Genomic DNA, 19,736 nt, shown 5'->3' with positions numbered 1-19,736 from the left:
TATTGGTTACAACATGAAAGGTCACTTGATTCAGCAGAATTTGACCTCTTATTGTAAACTAGTAACAAGGATAAGGGAGTTAGCTATAACTGTCTTATTATGGATGATGCCTATTTATGAGCATTGCCTTAGGAAAAGGTGACAAAAATGCATAAAGGAGAAAAACAATGGCTTTTAATAATTTGGTAGCACGTGTCGAATTAAAAAATATTTCATTTGGTGAAGTTGCCTCTGTTATAGGAAAAGCAGGAGGAGATATTATATCCATTGATGTTATTAGTTCCAGTGGGGAATCTTCCGTACGTGACATCACAATTGAAGTAAGTGATAAGCACGAGGAACAAGTTCTTGAACATCTAAGATCTACCTCAGGTGTAAAAATAATTAACGTATCAGATCGGACATTTCTTGCGCATTTAGGTGGAAAAATCTCGATTAAATCAAAGATACCTATCAAAAATAGAGATGATTTATCAAGGGTTTATACTCCAGGAGTTGCTCGTGTTTGTTCCGCTATTCATGAAGATCCGAAGAAAGCTTACTCTTTGACGATTAAACGAAATACTGTCGCAGTAATTTCAGATGGCAGTGCTGTACTCGGTCTTGGAGATATAGGACCGCTTGCATCGGCACCTGTTATGGAAGGTAAGGCGATGTTATTTAAGCAATTAGCGGATGTTGATGCCTTTCCAATCTGCTTGGATACACAGGATACAGAAGAGATCATTCAAACAATAAAAAATATAGCACCTATTTTTGGCGGGATTAATTTAGAAGATATTAGTTCACCACGTTGTTTCGAAATTGAAAAGCGTTTGACGGAAGAATTAGATATTCCAGTTTTTCATGATGATCAACATGGAACCGCAGTGGTTGTCGTTGCAGGTCTTTTAAATGCTTTAAAAGTTGTGGGTAAAAAGATGGAAGACGTTCGTGTGGTTGTGAATGGAATCGGAGCTGCCGGAGTAGCCATTTGTAAAATGCTTATTAATGCGGGTGTAAAACGTCTCGTTCCTGTGGACCGTGATGGGGCAATCGTAAATGGTGGAACCTATCCTTATCCAATGTGGCAATGGCTAGCGGAACAAGATCAAGTTGAAAAGCAAGAAGGAACGTTGAAAGACGTTATTAAGGATGCGGATGTTTTTATTGGCGTATCAAGAGGCGGTATTTTATCAGCTGCAGATGTTCAGAAAATGGCTGAAGATCCAATCGTTTTTGCGATGGCTAACCCTAATCCTGAAATTTCACCTGAGGAAGCTCAGGATCATGTAAGAGTATTTGCTACAGGACGCAGTGACTACCCTAACCAAATCAATAATGTGTTAGCGTTTCCTGGTATATATCGTGGAGCTCTCGACTGTCGGGCAACTTTAATTAATGAGCCAATGAAGCTTGCTGCTGCTCGGGCGATCGCATCGGTTGTTACGGAAAAAGAACTGAACGAGCAATATATAATTCCTAGTATTTTTAACGAACATGTCGTTTCGAAAGTACGTCAAGCTGTTGTACAAGCAGCAATCTTAACAGGAGTGAACCGTCGAATTCCTAAGGATTTTAGATAGTAAGAAAAGCGGAAGCGCCGCAGCTCTAGCGTACGGATTTCGTAGTCTTCGACCGATATAAAGGAAACCGTGCTGAGGTAATTCACTCGCTATTGAAAAATAGCTCTTCCATTTTTACCTGATGTTGACTTATCGACCGGAGGAGACGGAGAAATCCGCTAGCTGCTTGCGCTAGACAGTGTCTATTTTTTATTTTTCTTTAATATGGACAGCTATTGGACTTTACTAAATAGGAGAGCGAAAAATATGTCAATCACACAAAGTCAAATGCGTACTGAAAAGGATTTTTTAGGATCAAAGGAAGTTCCTGCTGAAGCTTATTATGGGATTCAGACACTCCGGGCAGTTGAGAATTTTCCAATCACTGGGTATCATATCCATGGAGAATTAATAAAGGGTATGGCAATCGTGAAAAAGGCAGCTGCACTTGCAAATATGGATGTTAAGCGTCTCTACTCCGAACTTGGAGAAGCAATTGTTAAGGCAGCAGATGAAATGATAGAAGGCAAATGGCATGATCAAATAATAGTTGACCCGATTCAAGGCGGAGCAGGAACATCGATTAACATGAATGTGAATGAAGTCCTTGCCAACCGTGCTCTCGAATTGCTTGGGAAAGAAAAAGGGGACTATTTCCATTGCAGCCCTAATACTCATGTTAATATGTCCCAATCCACAAATGATGCATTTCCTTCGGCGATTCATATTGCCGTGTTAAATCTTTTGGAAAACTTATTGGCTACCATGGAAGAAATGCGTGCAGTTTTTGATGAGAAGGCTCAGGAATTTAACCATGTCATTAAAATGGGGCGCACACACCTTCAGGATGCTGTGCCGATTCGGCTTGGACAGGAATTTGAAGCTTATAGCCGCGTTATCGGTCGCGATATCAAACGAATTCAACAATCACGTCAGCATTTATATGAATTGAACATGGGGGCAACAGCAGTTGGAACCGGATTAAATGCTTATCCGCGGTACATTGAATTGGTAGTAAAACATCTGGCAGAGATTAGCGGCTTACCGTTAATCGGTGCTGAGCATCTTGTTGATGCCACCCAAAATACAGATGCTTACACAGAAGTATCAGCAGCATTGAAGGTTTGTATGATGAATATGTCAAAAATCGCCAATGACTTGCGTTTAATGGCGTCAGGACCAAGAGCCGGATTAGGTGAAATCACACTGCCTGCAAGACAGCCGGGTTCTTCCATTATGCCTGGTAAAGTAAATCCTGTGATGGCAGAAGTAATTAATCAGGTGGCATTCCAAGTTATTGGCAATGACCATACAATCTGTCTGGCATCCGAAGCAGGCCAGCTTGAGTTAAATGTTATGGAGCCTGTTCTTGTATTTAATTTGCTGCAATCCATCAGCATCATGAATAATGCTTTCCGCACTTTTACTGACAATTGCTTAAAAGGCATACAAGCTAATGAAGAAAGAATGAAAGAGTATGTTGAGAAGAGTGCAGGACTCATTACTGCAGTAAATCCCCATATTGGGTATGAAGCGGCAGCTCGTATTGCCCGCGAGGCAATCTTAAGCGGTGCACCAATCCGGGATCTATGTTTGAAATATGATGTATTAACAGAAGAAGAGCTAAATTTGATATTAGATCCGTATGAAATGACACATCCAGGAATTGCTGGTGCTGAATTACTCGAACGAGATTAATACTTTAATAGGGAATTCCTAAATAAAAATTTGGATTTTTTAGGTGTCTTAGTTCATTAACTTGTCCTTCAACTTGGGTCCATTTAAGGCTGGATAATTTATAACTTTTTAATTACAGCCTCTTAAGTTGATATAAGAAACTGCAAACCAAAGCCTCAACCTTTTCGAGAAACTGTTAAGGCTTTGGTTTTTGTGTGCGCAAACGTATGGGTGCAAATACCCACTTTTTACTAGATTTTCAAATAGCTTATAATTATCAAATAATCCTAGTTATTTTAAACTAGAAATAATAGTGATATAATATAAGAAGGAAAAAATTGATGCAGAAATGGTGTGACTAGGTCGCGCCATGGCTTGCTGTGACGCTTTAGCAGGATAGCCTACATCCTTTCTGCAAATATAGGGAATAAGGATGAAAAAAATGAGCAACCGTGATACTAGAACAGACGTTATTTTAATTGGTGCCGGAATCATGAGTGCGACTTTGGGAACACTCTTGAAAGAACTAGTTCCGGATTGGAATATTACTGTTTTTGAGAAGCTCGAATGGGCAGGAGAGGAAAGCTCTAACGAATGGAATAATGCGGGAACAGGGCATTCTGCACTTTGCGAGCTTAACTACACCGTAGAAAAACCGGATGGATCCATAGATATTAGTAAAGCGATAAATATTAATGAACAGTTCCAGGTTTCAAGACAATTTTGGTCTTATCTTGTAAACAGTAATTTAATCAGTAATCCTCATGACTTTATTATGCCATTGCCTCATATGAGTTTAGTACAAGGGGAAAAAAATGTAGAGTTTTTGAAAAAACGTTTTGAAGCGCTTTCGAACAATCCTCTTTTCCAAGGGATGGAATTTTCTGATGATCCGGAAACATTGAAGGAATGGATTCCGCTTATTATGGATGGCCGTACATCGAAGGAACCTATAGCTGCAACCAAAATTGACACAGGAACGGATGTCAACTTTGGTGCTTTAACACGCATGTTGTTCGACCACTTAGAGAGTAAAAACGTTCATATCAAATTTAAACATAAGGTTAATGATATTAAACGTACTGCCGATGGAGCTTGGGAATTAAAAGTAAGGAACGATAGAGGCATTGTCGAACGCCATACAGCAAAATTCGTCTTTATTGGTGCCGGTGGCGGAAGCTTGCATTTACTACAAAAAACAGGTATTCCTGAAAGTAAACATATTGGAGGATTCCCAGTAAGCGGATTATTCCTAGTATGTAACAATCAAGAGGTTGTAGAGCAACATCATGCAAAAGTATACGGAAAAGCTGCAGTTGGTGCTCCTCCAATGTCTGTGCCGCATCTTGATACACGATATATCGACAACAAAAAATCATTGCTATTCGGACCGTTTGCCGGCTTCTCACCAAAATTCTTAAAAACGGGTTCTAATATGGATTTAATCGCATCTGTAAAACCGAATAATGTCTTTACGATGTTAGCAGCAGGTGCAAAAAACATTCCTTTAACAAAATATCTCGTTCAACAACTTATGTTATCGAAGGAACAACGTATCGAAGAGCTACGAGAATTTGTTCCTAACGCTAAAATTGAAGATTGGGATATCGTGGTAGCAGGCCAACGTGTTCAAGTTATTAAAGATACGGAGGCTGGAGGCAAAGGAACGCTTCAATTTGGTACGGAAGTTATTACAGGTGCTAATGGCACCATCGCTGCATTGCTTGGCGCTTCTCCAGGTGCTTCTACCGCTGTTCAGGTTATGCTTGATGTAATAAACAAATGCTTCCCGCAACATATGAAGGAATGGGAACCGAAAATTAAAGAAATGATTCCTTCTTATGGCTTGTCACTAAGGGAGCATCCAGAGCTTATCGAGGAGATTCATACTTCAACAGCACAGGCGCTTGGCTTAAGTAATAACGATGAGTCACAAAAGGAAAATGCATACGTATAAAATTGTTAAAAGGGCATCTTTATGGGTGCCTTTTTATTTTTATATAAAAATTGAAAAAGATATATTTCATGAATTTAGTTTTAAGCATTAGTTTTTAAAGCGTTATGGTAAAACATGTTATAAGTAATTTATTATCTTGTATTGAAAAAAGAGAAGTTCATCATAAGATACTTCTCTTTTTTTTAGTTAAATTTGAAAAGTGAACTCGGCTTATCCTATTTTCTTAGGTGTTGGCTAATGTCGTCGACTTATTTTCTAAATTAATATTATGAAATAATAATATGATTAGTAGTTTTTTCTTTATAGTCCAATTTTGCACAAAGAGCTGAACGAGATTTAATCCCTGTTTTGCACAAAAAGTATGGTGATATTTGGTCTCTACATTTTTAAAATAAAGAGTTATATTATATTCAAGCAATTGCTAAAAGAATAAAAATACTTTTTTGCACAAACTTCGTGCAAGGGAGGTATTTATCTAATGTCATTAGATCAGCGCAGTACCGCAATACTTTCATATTTAATTAAAGCGCAAACGTATGTCAAAGTTGAGGAAATAATTGAGAATTATCATATTTCCAGGAGAACGGTTTATTACGATATTGGAAAAATCAATGATTGGTTAAAAGAAAACGATTTACAACCAATTAAACATGTTCGTTCAGCAGGTTTCCTTATTGAAGAAGAAACAGCTAGAGAGATTCCTAATAAGTTAGGGACATTAAGAACATGGCATTATGAATATTCCGCGAAGGAGCGGAAAGCTTGGCTGGCTATTTATTTAATGGCGCGAGACAATCCATTGTACCTTGAGAATCTGATGGGGAAAATTCGTGTAAGCCGTAATACCACCATTGAGGATTTAAAAGGTTTAAAGCTGGAGTTGGACAGGTTTCATTTAACATTGGAATTTGATCGGAAATCGGGTTATGTGATCATCGGGGATGAAGAAGATAAACGAAAAGCAATCGTACATTTTCTTCAGCATGTTTTGCCAAACGAAAATTGGCAGTCGTTTTTAGCCAAAATTCCAATGATACTAAATAAGGATTCAAACCAATTTGCTTTTGAGAAATTGAAAGCGGTTCAGCAAATTGTAGGGGAAAGTGAACAGGAATTAAATATTCAATTTACCGATGAAATTTTGTACAGTCTTTCTTTTCGTCTCCTATTGTTTTGCAGGAGGGTTTCCCAAGGGAAGAAGATCAAGATAGATCCAATTGAAAAGGACGTTTTACGGGAAACGAAACAGTACGAAGCTGCACAAAAAATTGGAGATAAACTATCTGCCCTCTTTGAAGTTGATTTCCCGGAGGATGAAATTTTCTATATTACAAAGCATCTGTTGAGTTCAAGGGTTCAATTTTCAGAGGATATAGAGTCTGCTAAAAACAGCAGTGACTCGGAAATTCTAGCAAAAGTTGTTACACAGATGGTTACAGACTTTCAAAAGTATGCTTGTGTTTTCTTTAAGAACCGTCAAGAAATCGAAAAAAGCCTTCTTATCCATGTCCAGCCTGCATATTACCGTATTCGCTATGGTTTGGAATTTGAAAGTGATATGACCGAGTTTATTAAGGAACAATACCATGACATCTTTCTATTAACCAAAAAGGTAATTACTCATCTGGAAGCCGTTGTTGGAAAAGAAGTAAATGAAAATGAAATTGCCCTCATTGCCATGCATTTTGGGGGATGGATGAGAAAAGTGGGAGCCAAGCCTGCCGAACGAAAGAAAGCATTGCTTGTTTGCACAAACGGTGTTGGCACTTCAAGACTGCTCTTGCATCAATTGGAGGGACTTTTTCCCACAATAGATTTAATTGGCAGTGTTTCTTTGAGGGAATATGAAAAAAATCGATATGATGCGGATTTTATTATTTCAACAATTCCACTTCAGGAAAAAAGCAAACCGGTCTTTGTTGTAAATCCAATTTTAACAGAGGCAGAAATGGAAAGCTTATTAAAAAGAGTGAACGTCTACTTTGATCATAGTTCCAAACAAAGTTCTTCCGTTGATGTATTGATGGAAATCATTCAGAAACATACAACGATTATCGATAAAGAACTATTACAGCAAGAACTGAAACAATATCTTTATAAGCCTGAAAAGGTGGCAAAGGAAATAGGAAAGCCTTCTTTAAGCAGCATTCTTCAAATGAAGTATATTCAATTGAAAAAGGAAGTATCTGATTGGAAGCATGCTATCCAGACGGCAGCAGATCCTCTTCTTCAGGAAGGAGCAATATCAGAAGAATATGTTCAAGCCATGATACACAGTATCAATAAGATGGGGCCATACATTGTAATTTCACCGAAAGTGGCCATACCGCATGCACGACCTGAAGATGGGGTTAAAAAGCTGAGTATGAGTTTGTTAAAGTTATCAAAAGCAGTACCATTTTCGGAAAGTAGAAAGCATGATATCCAAATTGTGATTGTGTTAGCTGCGATAGATGGAGAAACTCATTTAAAGGCACTTTCACAGTTAACGGAAATGTTTTCTAATCCAGATAATCTAAATAAAGTACTAATAGCTAGATCTACAGAAGAAATATTTGATCTAGTTACTGCCTACTCTTTGTAGGAGAAGTTGTAGCAACAGTGAGGGGAATCCGTAATGAAGTTTTTAGAAAAGAATCTAGTAGAATTTGACGTTGATGTTACCTCTCCAGATGAAGCAATCCGAGCAGCCGGCAGATTACTTGTGGGCGAAGGATTGGTAGAGGAAAATTACGTGGAGGCAATGGTGCAATCTTATCATAAAAATGGACCGTATTTTGTCCTTGCCCCGCAAATCGCACTTCCACATGCAAGACCGGAAGATGGGGTAAAGGAAGCATCTGTTTCCTTTATACGATTAGCGAATCCCATTGTTTTTGGAAGCGCTACAAATGATCCGGTGAATTTGGTATTTGCTCTTGGGGCATCATCAAGCAATGAACACTTAGAGATATTGCAAAAATTAATGACCCTATTAAACAATCAGGATAACGTTAAAAGATTAGTGGAGATAACATCTTATTCGGAAATGGAACAATTATTAGGAGGAATGGAATCATGAAAATTTTATGTGTATGTGGATTAGGGCAAGGAACAAGCTTAATTTTGCGAATGAATGTAGACACTGTTTTACGTCAATTAGGGATTCAAGCAGATGTAGATAATACAGATGTATCCAGTGCTTCCAGCGAAAGACCTGATTTCATTATTACAAGCAATGAATTGGCTGAATCATTAGAAGGCCATCCTAGCAAAATAGTAATTGTAAACAATTACTTTGATTTAAATGAAATTAAAGAGGCGTTAGAAAGCCAACTTAACTAATATCCTTTAGGGGGAGGACAGCTATGCAAGTACTTACTTGGATCGCAAATAATATATTCGGTGTACCGGCGTTTCTAATTGGAATTATTGTTTTAGTAGGATTGTTGTTGCAGAAAAAAACAACTAGTCAAACGATAACTGGTACATTTAAGGCGATGATTGGTTTTCTAATCATCAATGCCGGCGCCGGTATTATTACTGGTGCATTAAATATATTCCAGCCAATGTGGGCAGAAGTATTTGGATTAAAAGCAGGCAGTTTAGGTCAGTTTATGGGGCAAACTGCATTTAATATAAAATTTGGTTCTGCTGTAACATTAGCGATGTTTCTTGGATTTTTAATCAACGTATTGTTAGCGCGTTTTACAAAGTTTAAATATATATATTTAACAGGACACATGATGTTTTGGACTACAACGATATTTGCCGGAATTATTGTAGAAACAGTAGGTTCCAGCCACGTATCTTTAGTAAAATTAGTCATTTTCTTATCTATTTTTATGGGCTTATATTGGACTTTCCAACCGGCACTTGTTCAACCATTTATGAGAAAAGTAACCGGCGGGAACGCTATCGCATTAGGTCATACGTCTGCAATTGTTGCGATTCTCTCTGCTTTACTTGGGAAAGTTTTTGGTAATAAACAAAACGATTCGGAAAAGATCAAATTACCAAAGGGTCTTGAGTTTTTAAGAGATTCTAATGTTATCACTGCTTTAACAATGGGTGTATTATTCTTGATTGGCGCCATTATCATCACTGTAAAAGGTACACCAGGATCCCATGCTTTAGTTAAACAAGCTGCTGGGCAAAACTTTCCTATGTACTCTATCATACAATCATTTACATTTGCAGGCGGTATTGCGGTTGTATTGCTTGGGGTAAAAATGTTCATTGGTGAAATTGTTCCTGCCTTTAACGGTATTGCAACAAAATTAGTGCCAGGTGCTGTCCCTGCACTTGATTGTCCAGTTGTGTTCACCTTCGCTCCAAATGCAGTTATTCTTGGGTTTTTAGGAGCATTCTTCGGTGCATTAATTTGGTTAGTTGTAATTGGAAATACCGTATCTTATGTGTTTGTTCCAACTATGATTGTATTGTTCTTCCATGGTGCAACCGCAGGGGTTTTTGGAAACTCTACCGGCGGTGTACGCGGTGCATTAATTGGGGGATTTGTAACATCTACCGTCGTTGCTTGGGGCCAATATATTATGGTTCACTTCTTGGTTTCCTCAACCATTCCTGATACAGCAATGTGGGCGGCCGATTGTGACATGTTTGTACTCGGACCAATTGTGAAGGCGCTTGCTCATTTACTCTTTTAATCTTATAACCTTGTTTTGAGTAAAGGGCTGGCAGTTGCCCTTTACTTATTTGGTGCGCCCAGCATGGGTGCAGTCTATAGGGTGAAAGTCCCGAACTGTGAAGGCAGAAGTAGCAGTAGCTAAACGCAAGGGTGTCTGTGGTGACGCAGAATCTGAAGGAAGCGGGCGGCAAATCTCCGGTCTGAGGGACACGAACTTCATATAAGGCTAGGTATCATTGGATGAGTTTGCCAAACAAAACGAAGTCCTTTCTGCCAAAGATGATACAGAGTAAATGAAGCAGATAGATGGGGAGAAAGACTGTACTCTTACCTGGGGAGGTCTGGCTGAAATGCCGAGCACACTCGGTAACTTACTTTGTGAAGGGTAATTGAACAGCCAGAAGTCAGCAGAGGTCATAGTACCTGACTAGCTTAAGATGGTTAGGGAAGGACTGAACATTTAAGGAGAATATACACTAGGCGTTCATTGTTTATGATGATACAGACAATCCAATTGGACTTACTTAAAGGAGGAAGTGGTGAATTCCACAGGGGACTTTAAGAGGGTGGAATAAACAATGGCACAAATAGCACGTATATTCACGTGAAAGGATGTATCGAAATGATGGAACGAATACTGTCACGGGACAATCTACTTTCGGCATTGAAACGTGTCGAAAAGAATAAGGGTAGCCATGGAGTAGATGAAATGCCTGTAAAATCCCTACGAGCGCATATTCTACAAAATTGGCAAGAAATCCGAAATTCAATAAAGGACGGAACCTATGAGCCTATGCCAGTCAGACGAGTCGAAATCCCGAAACCAAATGGCGGCGTTCGTTTATTAGGTATTCCTACCGTGACAGACCGTTTTGTCCAACAAGCGATTGCCCAAATATTAACCCCAATCTATGACCCAACCTTTTCCGAACATAGCTATGGGTTTAGACCCAGAAGAAGGGCACATGATGCCGTTAGGGAAGCAAGGCAATATATAGAAGAGGGCTACAGATGGGTAATAGATATGGACTTAGAAAAGTTCTTCGACAAGGTAAATCACGATATGCTTATGGGACTCCTAGCAAAAAGAGTCAAGGATAAGACGATTCTAAAGTTAATTAGAAAATACTTAGAGTCGGGGATTATGATAAACGGTGTGGAAACTATCAGCGAAGAAGGTGTTCCTCAGGGTGGACCATTAAGTCCACTACTTTCCAATATCATGTTAGATGAATTAGATAAGGAACTAGAGGAAAGAGGACACAAATTTGTCCGCTACGCAGATGATTGTAATATTTACGTAAAAACCAAGAAGGCAGGTTTACGCGTCAAGAGTTCTATCACTACTTTCATTGAAAAGAAGCTTAAACTAAAAGTAAATGAAGAGAAAAGTGCGGTGGACAGACCGTGGAAACGAAAGTTTCTTGGATTCAGCTTCACATCAAACCGTAATCCAAAAATCCGTATCGCAAAAGAAAGTATAAAGAGAGCTAAAAGTAGAATAAAAGAACTAACATCAAGGTCAAAACCCATTCCATTGGAATTGCGTATTGAGAAACTAAATGAATACCTTGTTGGTTGGTGCGGATATTTTGCGCTGGCAGACACGCCAACTCCCTTTAAACAACTGGATGAACATATTCGAAGAAGACTCCGAATGTGCCTTTGGAAACAATGGAAACTACCCAAAACAAAAATTAAAAGGCTCATATCCCTTGGCGTTCCAAGAGAGAAGGCCCATGAATGGGGAAATTCTCGTAAGAAATATTGGCGCATTTCGAATAGTCCTATCTTACACACAACACTAAATCTAAAGTTTTGGAGAAATCAAAAGCTTAAAAGTCTGTTAGATAGATACAACCATTTGCGTCATACTTAAGTGAACCGCCGTATACCGAACGGTACGTACGGTGGTGTGAGAGGTCGGGGGTTAGTCACCCCCTCCTACTCGATTTTTAAATTTATTTTAGATGGAGGATGATCAGCATGAGTTTCGTTCGTACTTTAAAAGGTGATATTCAACCCGAGGAGTTAGGATTTACCTATTCCCATGAACATATTGTCTGCCGTCCGGCTTACTGGGCAGAAAGAGGAGCAGACGATCTATTGCTTGATGATAAGGAAAAATCAAAATTAGATGTTCAAGATTTTAAAAATCATGGCGGGCGTTCCATTGTGGATGCCACTGCCGTTGATTATGGCCGTGACGTGCAAGCAGTAAAGGAGATTTCCGATGAATTAGATATTCATATTGTTGGAACGGCAGGATTTAATAAAAGCTTCCTTTGGGATGCCAAAATAAAAGAAGAATTAAAGTCAATCATCGGAAACTACAATACTTACGCAGAATGGATAGATCGTGCAAGTATTAATGAATTAACAGAATTCGTTGTTCGTGAGGTAGAAGAAGGCTTAGAAGGAACACCTTTTAAAGCAGGACAAGTAAAATTTGGAACCGGCTATAATCGTATTACTCCTTTAGAAGAAAAAACATTGCGTGCTGTTGCACGTGCCCATCATGAAACAAAAGCTCCGATGCATTCCCATACAGAAGCAGGAACCATGGGGCTAGAGCAGATTGAACTTTTGAAAAGCGAAGGAGTCGACCTTCAATATATGAGCTTTGGCCACATGGATCGCAATCCGGATCCATATTATCACGAACAAATTGCCAAAACAGGTGCATTCTTGAGCTTTGATGGAATTGCCAAAATCAAATATGCTCCGGAAAGCACGCGCATTCATTGTATTTTGGAGCTTGTTAAAAAAGGGTATGAAGATCAAATCCTAGTAAGCGGGGATACGGCCAGAAAAACATATTACAAGCACTATGATTACGGTCTTGGGCTAGAATACATCATTGCAAAATGGGTGCCGCGTTTTATTGATGATGCCAACCGCCAAGGTTTTGACGGGGAAAATCTAATCCGTAAATTCTTTATCGATAATCCAGCACGATGCTTTGCTTTTAAAAAATAATAAGGGGGCTTTCAGCATGCTTTTTCAACAAGAAAATTCATTTGAAGTAAAAGAAAAAATTGAGAAAAGCTTGGTGGCCATTTTACCAATTGGTGCCGTAGAAGCACATGGTCCGCATCTGCCGCTTGGAACCGATAATTTCTTAGCTGAAAGACTAGCTGTACGTGTGGCTGAAAGTACCGGTGCTTTCGTTCTTCCAACCCTGCCTTATGGACAGGTTTGGAGTTTAAAAAACTTCCCCGGAAGCATCAACATCAGCAACGAATCGTTAATTAGCTTTATTTATGATATTGGTGTTAGTCTCTATGATCAAGGATTCCGAATTTTTGCCATGATTAATGGCCATTTAGGAAACGCAGTTGCCATGAAAGAAGCAGCTCGTAAGCTTTATGCTGGATATCCCGATTTTAAAGTTCTTTACCTCTTCTATCCAGGTGTAAGTAAAGTTACAGAAGAAGTTCGAGAGGCGAAATCCGCTCATTCAAGTTATTTTCATGCATGTGAAATTGAAACATCTTATATGCTTTATTTGGCAGAAGAGTATGTGGATATGTCCAAAGCCCTTCCAGAAGACCCGCAAATACCAATGAGTGCGGATGTAACCCCAACTCCATGGGAGGAGTTCACTACTACTGCGGTATTAGGCAATGCAACCCTTGCTACAAAAGAAAAAGGTGAAAAAATAATTGAAATCGCCATTAAAAATATGATTAAGCTGATTGAAGGTGCGAAGGATGGATTTAAAAAAGCTGAATAAATTGGATGACTTTTTACTATTTAATTTTCTTGCAAAAGATAAGCAAAATGCAGAAGAAATTATAAATGCTGGTCTTGGATTTGTTGTTCCCGGCATCGTATCTTCTGATTTTTCTAGAATAGAAGATGGAATAAAAAAAGTAGAAGAATTAAAAGAAGTTTCTCCTGTGGTCAGTATTGGCTTGGGGGATAATGGAAATCCCGCCAATTGGGACAAAGTCCTTCATATTGCTACTGGTTCTAACCCTGGGCACATTAATCAGCCATTTGAAAAATCAAGTTATTCTATAGGTTATTTAAAGGCAAAAGGGCTCGATCAGGCGGTAAATGGTCTTGTTTCTCCAGCCGGCAAGGTAGGATATGTGAAACTATCGGGCATTGAAATGAGAGTGGAAGATTTAGTAGATTTAGCTGTTTCGCTGGGAGTGGAATCTATAAAATTCATGCCTTTAAAGGGGCTTACACATCTAGAAGAGCTAGTCTATTTATGCAAAGTAGCTTCCGAAAAAGGAATCGTCTCTATTGAGCCTGCAGGAGGTATTTCAGCAGAAAATATTGTGGAGATTGTGAATGCCGTTAGAGGTACGGGTATTTCCGTTTTCATGCCGCACATTTTTGGTTCGACCATTGATAAAACAACCGGGAGAACCATACCTGAGGAAGTAGAAAAAATCGTTAGCCTGGTTAGGGGATGAGGATATATGTTATCAAACTACTTTGAAATAGCAAAAGAAAAGATTGAATTAGTAGAAAAAAATGAGATGGGCAATATGAAAAAGGCGGCAGAGAAAGTAGCAGAAGCCATCCGAAACGGCGGTATCATTCAACTTTTCGGATGCGGGCACTCTCATATTTTAACAGAAGAAGTATGCTATCGAGCTGGCGGTCTTGTTCCTATTAATCCTATCTTATATGAACCATTAATGCTTCATGAAGGGGCACTGCGCTCCTCCGAGTTAGAACGTCAAAATGGCTTAGCAGATGAATTTATGAAGGATCAAGACATCCGCAAAGAAGATGTTATGTTTGTTTTCTCCACTTCCGGGCGCAATCCGGTTCCTGTGGATGTTGCTCAAACAGCAAAAGCAAAAGGTGCATTTGTCATTGGAATAACTTCTTTGGAATATTCCCAGAGCCAGCCTTCCAGACATGAGAGCGGCAAACACTTATTTAATTCTGTCGATTTAGTCATTGATAATTATTCGCCTAAAGGAGATGCAGCCCTTTCTTATGATAAGGTCAGTGTTCCATTTGGTCCTACTTCAACAGTTGTTGGAGCGGTTATTATTAATGCCATCCTTGCTGAAGCTGTAAAAATTCTGGCTGACAACGGATTTGAGCCACCAGTATTTTTAAGCGGAAATATTGAAGGGTCAGATGAGCATAACCAAAGGTTAGTAGAGAAATACCGTGGAAGACTTGCTTTGTTGAAATAATTGATGTACCTAACAATAAGTAAATTATTAGAATAGTAATTTTAGAAGCATCATTGACTGAGTCGCCCCCTCCAAAAGTTATTTGTGCTTTACAATGGAAGGGGGCATTTTTATTTTTAGGTCTCCCGTAAGATAGGTAGGGTACAACAACGAAAGGATCCGCCGGATTTAATGATTTCTGTGATATCCACTTCAATAACTTGAAAGCCATGGTCACGAAGTTGCTGGTTTACCTTTTTGTTGACAGGCAAACTCAATAATCGCTTGTTTCCAATACTTAACATATTTGTACCCAATTGAAATTGTTCTTCTTCCGACACTTCAATTAACTCATAGCGAGAAGCAAAATAATCGATGTATTTTTTCGTTAATGCATTTGGATAGATAAGTGCAATATCAGGTGAAACGACATTAAATATACAATCCAAATGTAAGTATTTATCTTTAAATGGGATGGGAACCACATTAAATTGATTCAGAAGGCGCTGTAACTGATCTGCTGCTTTTTGATCTGTGCGGTTGCTCAGCCCCACATAAATGGTTTCCTGGTCAATCACAACATCTCCGCCTTCGATTCGTTCCTCGACTAAATTATAATAAGAAATTTCTTCATCCTCCAACCATTGCTTTAAAACGTCTTCCTCTCCTGCACGGACTTCTGTCGCCATCTTAGCAACAAAGATGGTTTGTCCCAGTGTAAAACCAATATCCCTAGTAAAGACTTGTTCAGGATATTTTTTATGATAAGGCAATAAAATAACCTCGATGTCATTATCCTTTAGTGTTTTGACCAATTCCCCGTGCTGCTCGAGCGCTCGTTCAATATGGATACCTTCATTCTTAAAATGCTCCTGGGTTTCATTAATAACTTCGCGGATTGTCATATATTGAGGCTGACAAAGGATTACTCGTTTTAATATGTCATACTCACTCATGCAAAAAGTCTTGCTGTTTGTCGTAGGGCTTTTTGCCATTTAATTGCCCTCCAGTCTACCTTTTTACATTAGGATTTCCTAAACTAACGTTATTATTTAGAAAATCTCATCCAAGTCGCTTTAATGAAAGAAACAAAAAGAAAAGGAGAGCAATGAACGTAATCAGCTCTCCTTTTCTTATATATTCATGTTATATTTAATTTCGAATGAGATAATCAAATGCGCCTAAAGCGGCAGTAGCACCTGAACCCATCGAAATAATGATTTGTTTATACGCGCTATCTGTACAGTCACCTGCAGCAAATACGCCTGGGATGCTTGTCGCTCCATGCTTATCTACAATGATTTCACCAAAGCGAGTGCGCTCAAGAGTTCCCTCTAACCAGTCGGTATTTGGCACAAGACCAATTTGAACAAAGACACCTTGCAATTCAATATGATGTTCTTCGCCTGTTTCACGGTCAACGTACGAAATACCGTTTACTTTGTCGGTACCCGTAATTTCTTTTGTTTGCGCGTTCTTGATGACTGTTACATTTGGAAGGCTGTATAGACGATCTTGTAATACAGAATCTGCCTTAAGCTCTGGTGCAAACTCAAGAACTGTTACATGTTTTACAATTCCTGCAAGGTCAATAGCCGCTTCAATACCGGAATTACCACCGCCGATAACAGCAACGTCTTTTCCCTCAAATAATGGACCATCACAATGTGGACAGTAGGCTACACCTTTGTTTTTAAACTCAGCTTCACCTGGGACTCCAATATTGCGCCAGCGTGCACCAGTTGAAAGGATAACCGTTTTACCCTTTAGAACAGCTCCATTTTCTAACTCCACTTCAATGAAGTCTTTCTTTTCTAGACGTTTAGCACGTTGTACATTTATCACATCAACATCATAATGTTTTACATGTTCCTCTAGACTTGCTGCGAGTTTAGGGCCTTCTGTGTATTTTACGCTGATAAAGTTCTCGATGCCTAGTGTATCCATAATTTGGCCGCCGAAGCGTTCAGCGACAATACCTGTTCGAATGCCTTTACGGGCTGCATAGATTGCTGCACTGGCTCCGGCAGGGCCACCGCCAACTACAAGCACGTCATATGGTTCTTTATCAGAAAGATCGGAGGCATCTGTAGTATTTCCCATCTTAGCAAGAATTTCTTCCAGTGTCATACGGCCACTGCCAAATGATTCTCCATTTAGGAAAACAGTTGGTACTGCCATAATGCCTTTGCTTTCTACTTCTTCCTTGAAAGCTGCGCCATCAATCATGGTGTGGCTAATACCTGGATTAAGAACACTCATGATGTTCAGTGCCTGCACAACATCAGGACAGTTGTGGCAGGTTAGACTTACGTAAGTTACAAAGTGATATTCATCTGAAATGCTTTTTATTTGATCGATTACTTTTTGTTCGATCTTAGGTGGTCTGCCGCTCACCTGAAGCAGAGCCAGCACAAAAGAAGTAAACTCATGTCCTAGAGGAATTCCAGCAAAAGAGATTCCTGAATCCTCCCCGACACGGTTTACACTAAAGCTTGGTGTTCTCTCCAATGTTGTTTTTTCTACTTTAATTTTAGATGACATGGTCGCTAGCTCATCCATTAGAGCTAGCATGTCACCGGATAATGAATCGGAGCCTGCACTGACTTTAAGCAGCACATCGTTCTCCAATAATTGAAGGTATTGATTTAGTTGTGCCTTAATATCTGCATCAAGTATCATTTGAAGCACTCTCCTTAAATTTTGCCTACAAGGTCTAGGCTTGGCTTAAGTGTTTCAGCGCCTTCTTTCCATTTTGCTGGGCAAACTTCACCTGGATTGTTGCGAACATATTGTGCTGCTTTAATTTTGTTAATAAGGGTGCTTGCGTCACGGCCAATGCCATCTGCGTTAATTTCAATAGCTTGAATAATACCATCAGGGTCAATAATGAAAGTACCGCGGTCAGCTTGTCCTAATTCTTCAATGAACACATCAAAGTTGCGGGAAAGAACATGTGCAGGGTCACCTATCATTGTATAAGTAATTTTACCAATTGCTTCTGATGTATCGTGCCATGCTTTATGTGTAAAATGAGAATCTCTTGAAACAGAGAATACTTCAACGCCAAGTTCTTGAAGGGCAGGGTATTGATCTTGAAGATCCTCAAGCTCTGTTGGGCAAACAAATGTAAAGTCTGCTGGGTAGAAGCAAACAACACTCCAGTGACCTTTCATATCTTGTTCGGTTACTTCTAAAAATTCACCGTTTCTGTAAGCTTGTGCTTTGAATGGTAGTACTTCTTTTCCGATTAAAGACATAATGTATATTCCTCCTAATATTTTGATGATTTATTAGTAATAACGAATAATAATTTGCTTTTAATTATGATTCGTTATTTATAATAATTTTAATACAAAAACTATTATTATATACTTTTTGTTGTTTTGTCAAGAAGAATGATTCTTATTCGAAATAACTATTTTTTTGTTATGATTGCTTTATTTACATAAATAAATGAGATTACCGCATATTTTCAATTGATATTCCAATTTCTCAATTAAAAGGTATATTAGGATAAATAATTGAGGTTCAACTAAATATATTGATAATAAACAAGAGGTTATCCATTATAGATAAGCCTATTAAGATGAACTACGGGGTATTTTGGATAAATTAGGGTAAAAAAGCTGCATCCATAATAGGTACGATAACATTTATGTCAGACGGTTTCTAAGCAGAAATTCGATTTTGTTCTGCTGCCTTTTTGGTACGTCCGATTGCCCATCCCTACGTAAGATCGTTTCCTGATCAAATACAAAATAACCGCCTACCATTCGTTTCTCGACTAAGTAATAGATATAAATGGGGAAATATTTAAAAACAAGAGGTGCTGTCAATTGATGCACCTCTTGTTTTTAAATATATATCATTCTGAAATGATTAGATTTGTCGGAGACTTTTTAAATTGATTGATCAAAACTTGATTTATGTTTTGATCTGTAATAATATAATCAATTTTTTCAAGTGGAGCTATTCCAATGGTAACATTCTTCCCAAATTTTGAACTATCAGATGCAACATAGATTTCATTAGATAATTCAATCATTTTCTTTCGAGTAATGGCTTCTTCAATATTGTAGTCAGAAATCCCTTTTTCGATTGTAATGCCACTGGCACAAATAAACGCCTTTTGAATGTTTAATTGATTAAAATTAAATAAATATTCATAGGTGACGACGGATTGTTCGTTTTTTCTTATTTTTCCACCTATGATAATCAGTTCGACATCACTATTCATTAGTTCAAGAATGATCGGGATGGAATTGGTTATTACTGTAAGGTTCTTTTTATTTTTAATATATTTTGCAATTTGAAAGGTAGTGGAGCCGCTATCTAGATAAATACAATCCCCATCGTTGATATATTCACTGCATTTTTGTGCGATGCTATTCTTTTCCTCTAGATGGCTGATCATGCGTTCATCTATAGTAGATTCTCCAAATTGCGATTCTATTAATTTAATTCCACCATAAATTTTCTTGATTTTCCCTTCCTTCGTAAGCTGGTTTATGTCTCTGCGCAATGTATCAACAGACACTTCCAATTCTTTCGTTAACTCCGTTATCTTCAATACTTTTTTTATTGTTAATAGATCCATAATTTTTTTTTGTCTTTCAAGAGGAAACATCTTCTTCACCCATTTTTAGTTAGCATTTTAATTTAAAGTGTACTGATTACTCATTCTGTTTTCAATATATTTACAAAAACAACATTAAATATTTAGCATATGTTAAATAAAATTTAGTCATAAATTGTGCATGATTTACTTAAAATTT

General features: G+C 38.4%; 17 protein-coding genes. 12 read left to right on the top strand and 5 right to left on the bottom strand.

Translation table 11 applies throughout. The features are described 5' to 3' along the window. The first annotated feature begins 167 nt into the window (after positions 1-167). The 12 genes from NSQ59_RS26880 to NSQ59_RS26825 all read left to right on the top strand — a co-directional run bounded on the left by NSQ59_RS26880 (position 168) and on the right by NSQ59_RS26825 (position 14,979). The gene (locus tag NSQ59_RS26880) at positions 168-1,565 is read left to right on the top strand and encodes an NAD-dependent malic enzyme (RefSeq protein WP_055741594.1); all 1,398 of its coding nucleotides are present in this window, start codon (positions 168-170) and stop codon (positions 1,563-1,565) included. A 246-nt stretch (positions 1,566-1,811) separates the two neighbouring features. Then, positions 1,812-3,242 carry an aspartate ammonia-lyase gene (aspA, locus tag NSQ59_RS26875; RefSeq protein ID WP_340833098.1) on the top strand — a complete coding sequence of 477 codons (1,431 nt, stop codon included), beginning with the start codon at positions 1,812-1,814 and terminating at the stop codon, positions 3,240-3,242. Positions 3,243-3,663: 421 nt separating this feature from the next. Beyond that, positions 3,664-5,178, top strand: coding sequence for a malate:quinone oxidoreductase (locus NSQ59_RS26870; RefSeq protein ID WP_340833097.1), 1,515 nt, complete (start codon positions 3,664-3,666; stop codon positions 5,176-5,178). Positions 5,179-5,656: 478 nt separating this feature from the next. Beyond that, complete coding sequence (locus NSQ59_RS26865; RefSeq protein ID WP_340833096.1) at positions 5,657-7,762, top strand: BglG family transcription antiterminator; 2,106 nt, start codon at positions 5,657-5,659, stop codon at positions 7,760-7,762. Between the two features lie 33 nt (positions 7,763-7,795). Further along, positions 7,796-8,239, top strand: a complete 444-nt coding sequence (locus tag NSQ59_RS26860; protein ID WP_340833095.1) for a PTS sugar transporter subunit IIA — start codon at positions 7,796-7,798, stop codon at positions 8,237-8,239. Beyond that, positions 8,236-8,502 (top strand): PTS sugar transporter subunit IIB, encoded by a 267-nt coding sequence (locus tag NSQ59_RS26855; RefSeq protein ID WP_340833094.1) that lies wholly within the window; start codon positions 8,236-8,238, stop codon positions 8,500-8,502. Before NSQ59_RS26860 ends, NSQ59_RS26855 begins: the two co-directional genes overlap by 4 nt. 23 nt (positions 8,503-8,525) lie before the next feature. Continuing rightward, positions 8,526-9,827: a PTS ascorbate transporter subunit IIC gene (locus NSQ59_RS26850; protein ID WP_340833093.1), complete on the top strand. Its 1,302-nt coding sequence runs from the start codon at positions 8,526-8,528 to the stop codon at positions 9,825-9,827. 603 nt (positions 9,828-10,430) lie between these two features. Continuing rightward, positions 10,431-11,687: a group II intron reverse transcriptase/maturase gene (gene ltrA / locus NSQ59_RS26845; protein WP_340828527.1), complete on the top strand. Its 1,257-nt coding sequence runs from the start codon at positions 10,431-10,433 to the stop codon at positions 11,685-11,687. Positions 11,688-11,794: 107 nt separating this feature from the next. Then, on the top strand, positions 11,795-12,787 hold the full coding sequence (locus NSQ59_RS26840; RefSeq protein ID WP_340833092.1) for a phosphotriesterase family protein: 993 nt from the start codon (positions 11,795-11,797) through the stop codon (positions 12,785-12,787). 16 nt (positions 12,788-12,803) lie between these two features. Then, positions 12,804-13,544, top strand: a complete 741-nt coding sequence (locus NSQ59_RS26835) for a creatininase family protein (protein ID WP_340833091.1) — start codon at positions 12,804-12,806, stop codon at positions 13,542-13,544. After that, positions 13,513-14,238: a KDGP aldolase gene (locus NSQ59_RS26830; RefSeq protein WP_445669249.1), complete on the top strand. Its 726-nt coding sequence runs from the start codon at positions 13,513-13,515 to the stop codon at positions 14,236-14,238. The genes NSQ59_RS26835 and NSQ59_RS26830 overlap by 32 nt, the downstream gene beginning before the upstream one ends. 6 nt (positions 14,239-14,244) lie before the next feature. After that, positions 14,245-14,979 (top strand): SIS domain-containing protein, encoded by a 735-nt coding sequence (locus tag NSQ59_RS26825; protein ID WP_340833089.1) that lies wholly within the window; start codon positions 14,245-14,247, stop codon positions 14,977-14,979. A 116-nt stretch (positions 14,980-15,095) separates the two neighbouring features. Here NSQ59_RS26825 and NSQ59_RS26820 read toward each other — a convergent pair whose 3' ends face one another. The 5 genes from NSQ59_RS26820 to NSQ59_RS26800 form a co-directional block, all read right to left on the bottom strand. Further along, positions 15,096-15,953, bottom strand: coding sequence for a dimethylarginine dimethylaminohydrolase family protein (locus tag NSQ59_RS26820; RefSeq protein ID WP_340833088.1), 858 nt, complete (start codon positions 15,951-15,953; stop codon positions 15,096-15,098). 157 nt (positions 15,954-16,110) lie between these two features. After that, positions 16,111-17,640 carry an alkyl hydroperoxide reductase subunit F gene (gene ahpF / locus NSQ59_RS26815; protein WP_340833087.1) on the bottom strand — a complete coding sequence of 510 codons (1,530 nt, stop codon included), beginning with the start codon at positions 17,638-17,640 and terminating at the stop codon, positions 16,111-16,113. A gap of 14 nt (positions 17,641-17,654) precedes the next feature. Next, positions 17,655-18,218, bottom strand: coding sequence for an alkyl hydroperoxide reductase subunit C (ahpC, locus tag NSQ59_RS26810; protein ID WP_340833086.1), 564 nt, complete (start codon positions 18,216-18,218; stop codon positions 17,655-17,657). A 396-nt stretch (positions 18,219-18,614) separates the two neighbouring features. Further along, complete coding sequence (locus NSQ59_RS26805; RefSeq protein WP_055741586.1) at positions 18,615-18,797, bottom strand: hypothetical protein; 183 nt, start codon at positions 18,795-18,797, stop codon at positions 18,615-18,617. A gap of 29 nt (positions 18,798-18,826) precedes the next feature. Continuing rightward, positions 18,827-19,588, bottom strand: coding sequence for a DeoR/GlpR family DNA-binding transcription regulator (locus NSQ59_RS26800; RefSeq protein WP_055741585.1), 762 nt, complete (start codon positions 19,586-19,588; stop codon positions 18,827-18,829). Positions 19,589-19,736: the final 148 nt, after the last annotated feature.

The sequence above is a fragment of the Margalitia sp. FSL K6-0131 genome, assembly GCF_038008735.1.
GTDB classification, from domain to species: domain Bacteria; phylum Bacillota; class Bacilli; order Bacillales; family Bacillaceae_C; genus Margalitia; species Margalitia shackletonii.
This window is presented reverse-complemented; position numbering and strand designations above follow the sequence as displayed.

What these genes read in the sequence shown, in the direction of transcription:
- ltrA (WP_340828527.1), top strand. Translation starts at nt 10,431, where the DNA reads ATGATGGAACGAATACTGTCACGGGACAATCTACTTTCGGCATTGAAA.
- NSQ59_RS26800 (WP_055741585.1), bottom strand. Translation starts at nt 19,588, where the DNA reads ATGTTTCCTCTTGAAAGACAAAAAAAAATTATGGATCTATTAACAATA.
- ahpC (WP_340833086.1), bottom strand. Translation starts at nt 18,218, where the DNA reads ATGTCTTTAATCGGAAAAGAAGTACTACCATTCAAAGCACAAGCTTAC.
- NSQ59_RS26835 (WP_340833091.1), top strand. Translation starts at nt 12,804, where the DNA reads ATGCTTTTTCAACAAGAAAATTCATTTGAAGTAAAAGAAAAAATTGAG.
- aspA (WP_340833098.1), top strand. Translation starts at nt 1,812, where the DNA reads ATGTCAATCACACAAAGTCAAATGCGTACTGAAAAGGATTTTTTAGGA.
- NSQ59_RS26820 (WP_340833088.1), bottom strand. Translation starts at nt 15,953, where the DNA reads ATGGCAAAAAGCCCTACGACAAACAGCAAGACTTTTTGCATGAGTGAG.
- NSQ59_RS26860 (WP_340833095.1), top strand. Translation starts at nt 7,796, where the DNA reads ATGAAGTTTTTAGAAAAGAATCTAGTAGAATTTGACGTTGATGTTACC.
- NSQ59_RS26865 (WP_340833096.1), top strand. Translation starts at nt 5,657, where the DNA reads ATGTCATTAGATCAGCGCAGTACCGCAATACTTTCATATTTAATTAAA.
- ahpF (WP_340833087.1), bottom strand. Translation starts at nt 17,640, where the DNA reads ATGATACTTGATGCAGATATTAAGGCACAACTAAATCAATACCTTCAA.
- NSQ59_RS26880 (WP_055741594.1), top strand. Translation starts at nt 168, where the DNA reads ATGGCTTTTAATAATTTGGTAGCACGTGTCGAATTAAAAAATATTTCA.
- NSQ59_RS26855 (WP_340833094.1), top strand. Translation starts at nt 8,236, where the DNA reads ATGAAAATTTTATGTGTATGTGGATTAGGGCAAGGAACAAGCTTAATT.
- NSQ59_RS26825 (WP_340833089.1), top strand. Translation starts at nt 14,245, where the DNA reads ATGTTATCAAACTACTTTGAAATAGCAAAAGAAAAGATTGAATTAGTA.
- NSQ59_RS26850 (WP_340833093.1), top strand. Translation starts at nt 8,526, where the DNA reads ATGCAAGTACTTACTTGGATCGCAAATAATATATTCGGTGTACCGGCG.
- NSQ59_RS26840 (WP_340833092.1), top strand. Translation starts at nt 11,795, where the DNA reads ATGAGTTTCGTTCGTACTTTAAAAGGTGATATTCAACCCGAGGAGTTA.
- NSQ59_RS26870 (WP_340833097.1), top strand. Translation starts at nt 3,664, where the DNA reads ATGAGCAACCGTGATACTAGAACAGACGTTATTTTAATTGGTGCCGGA.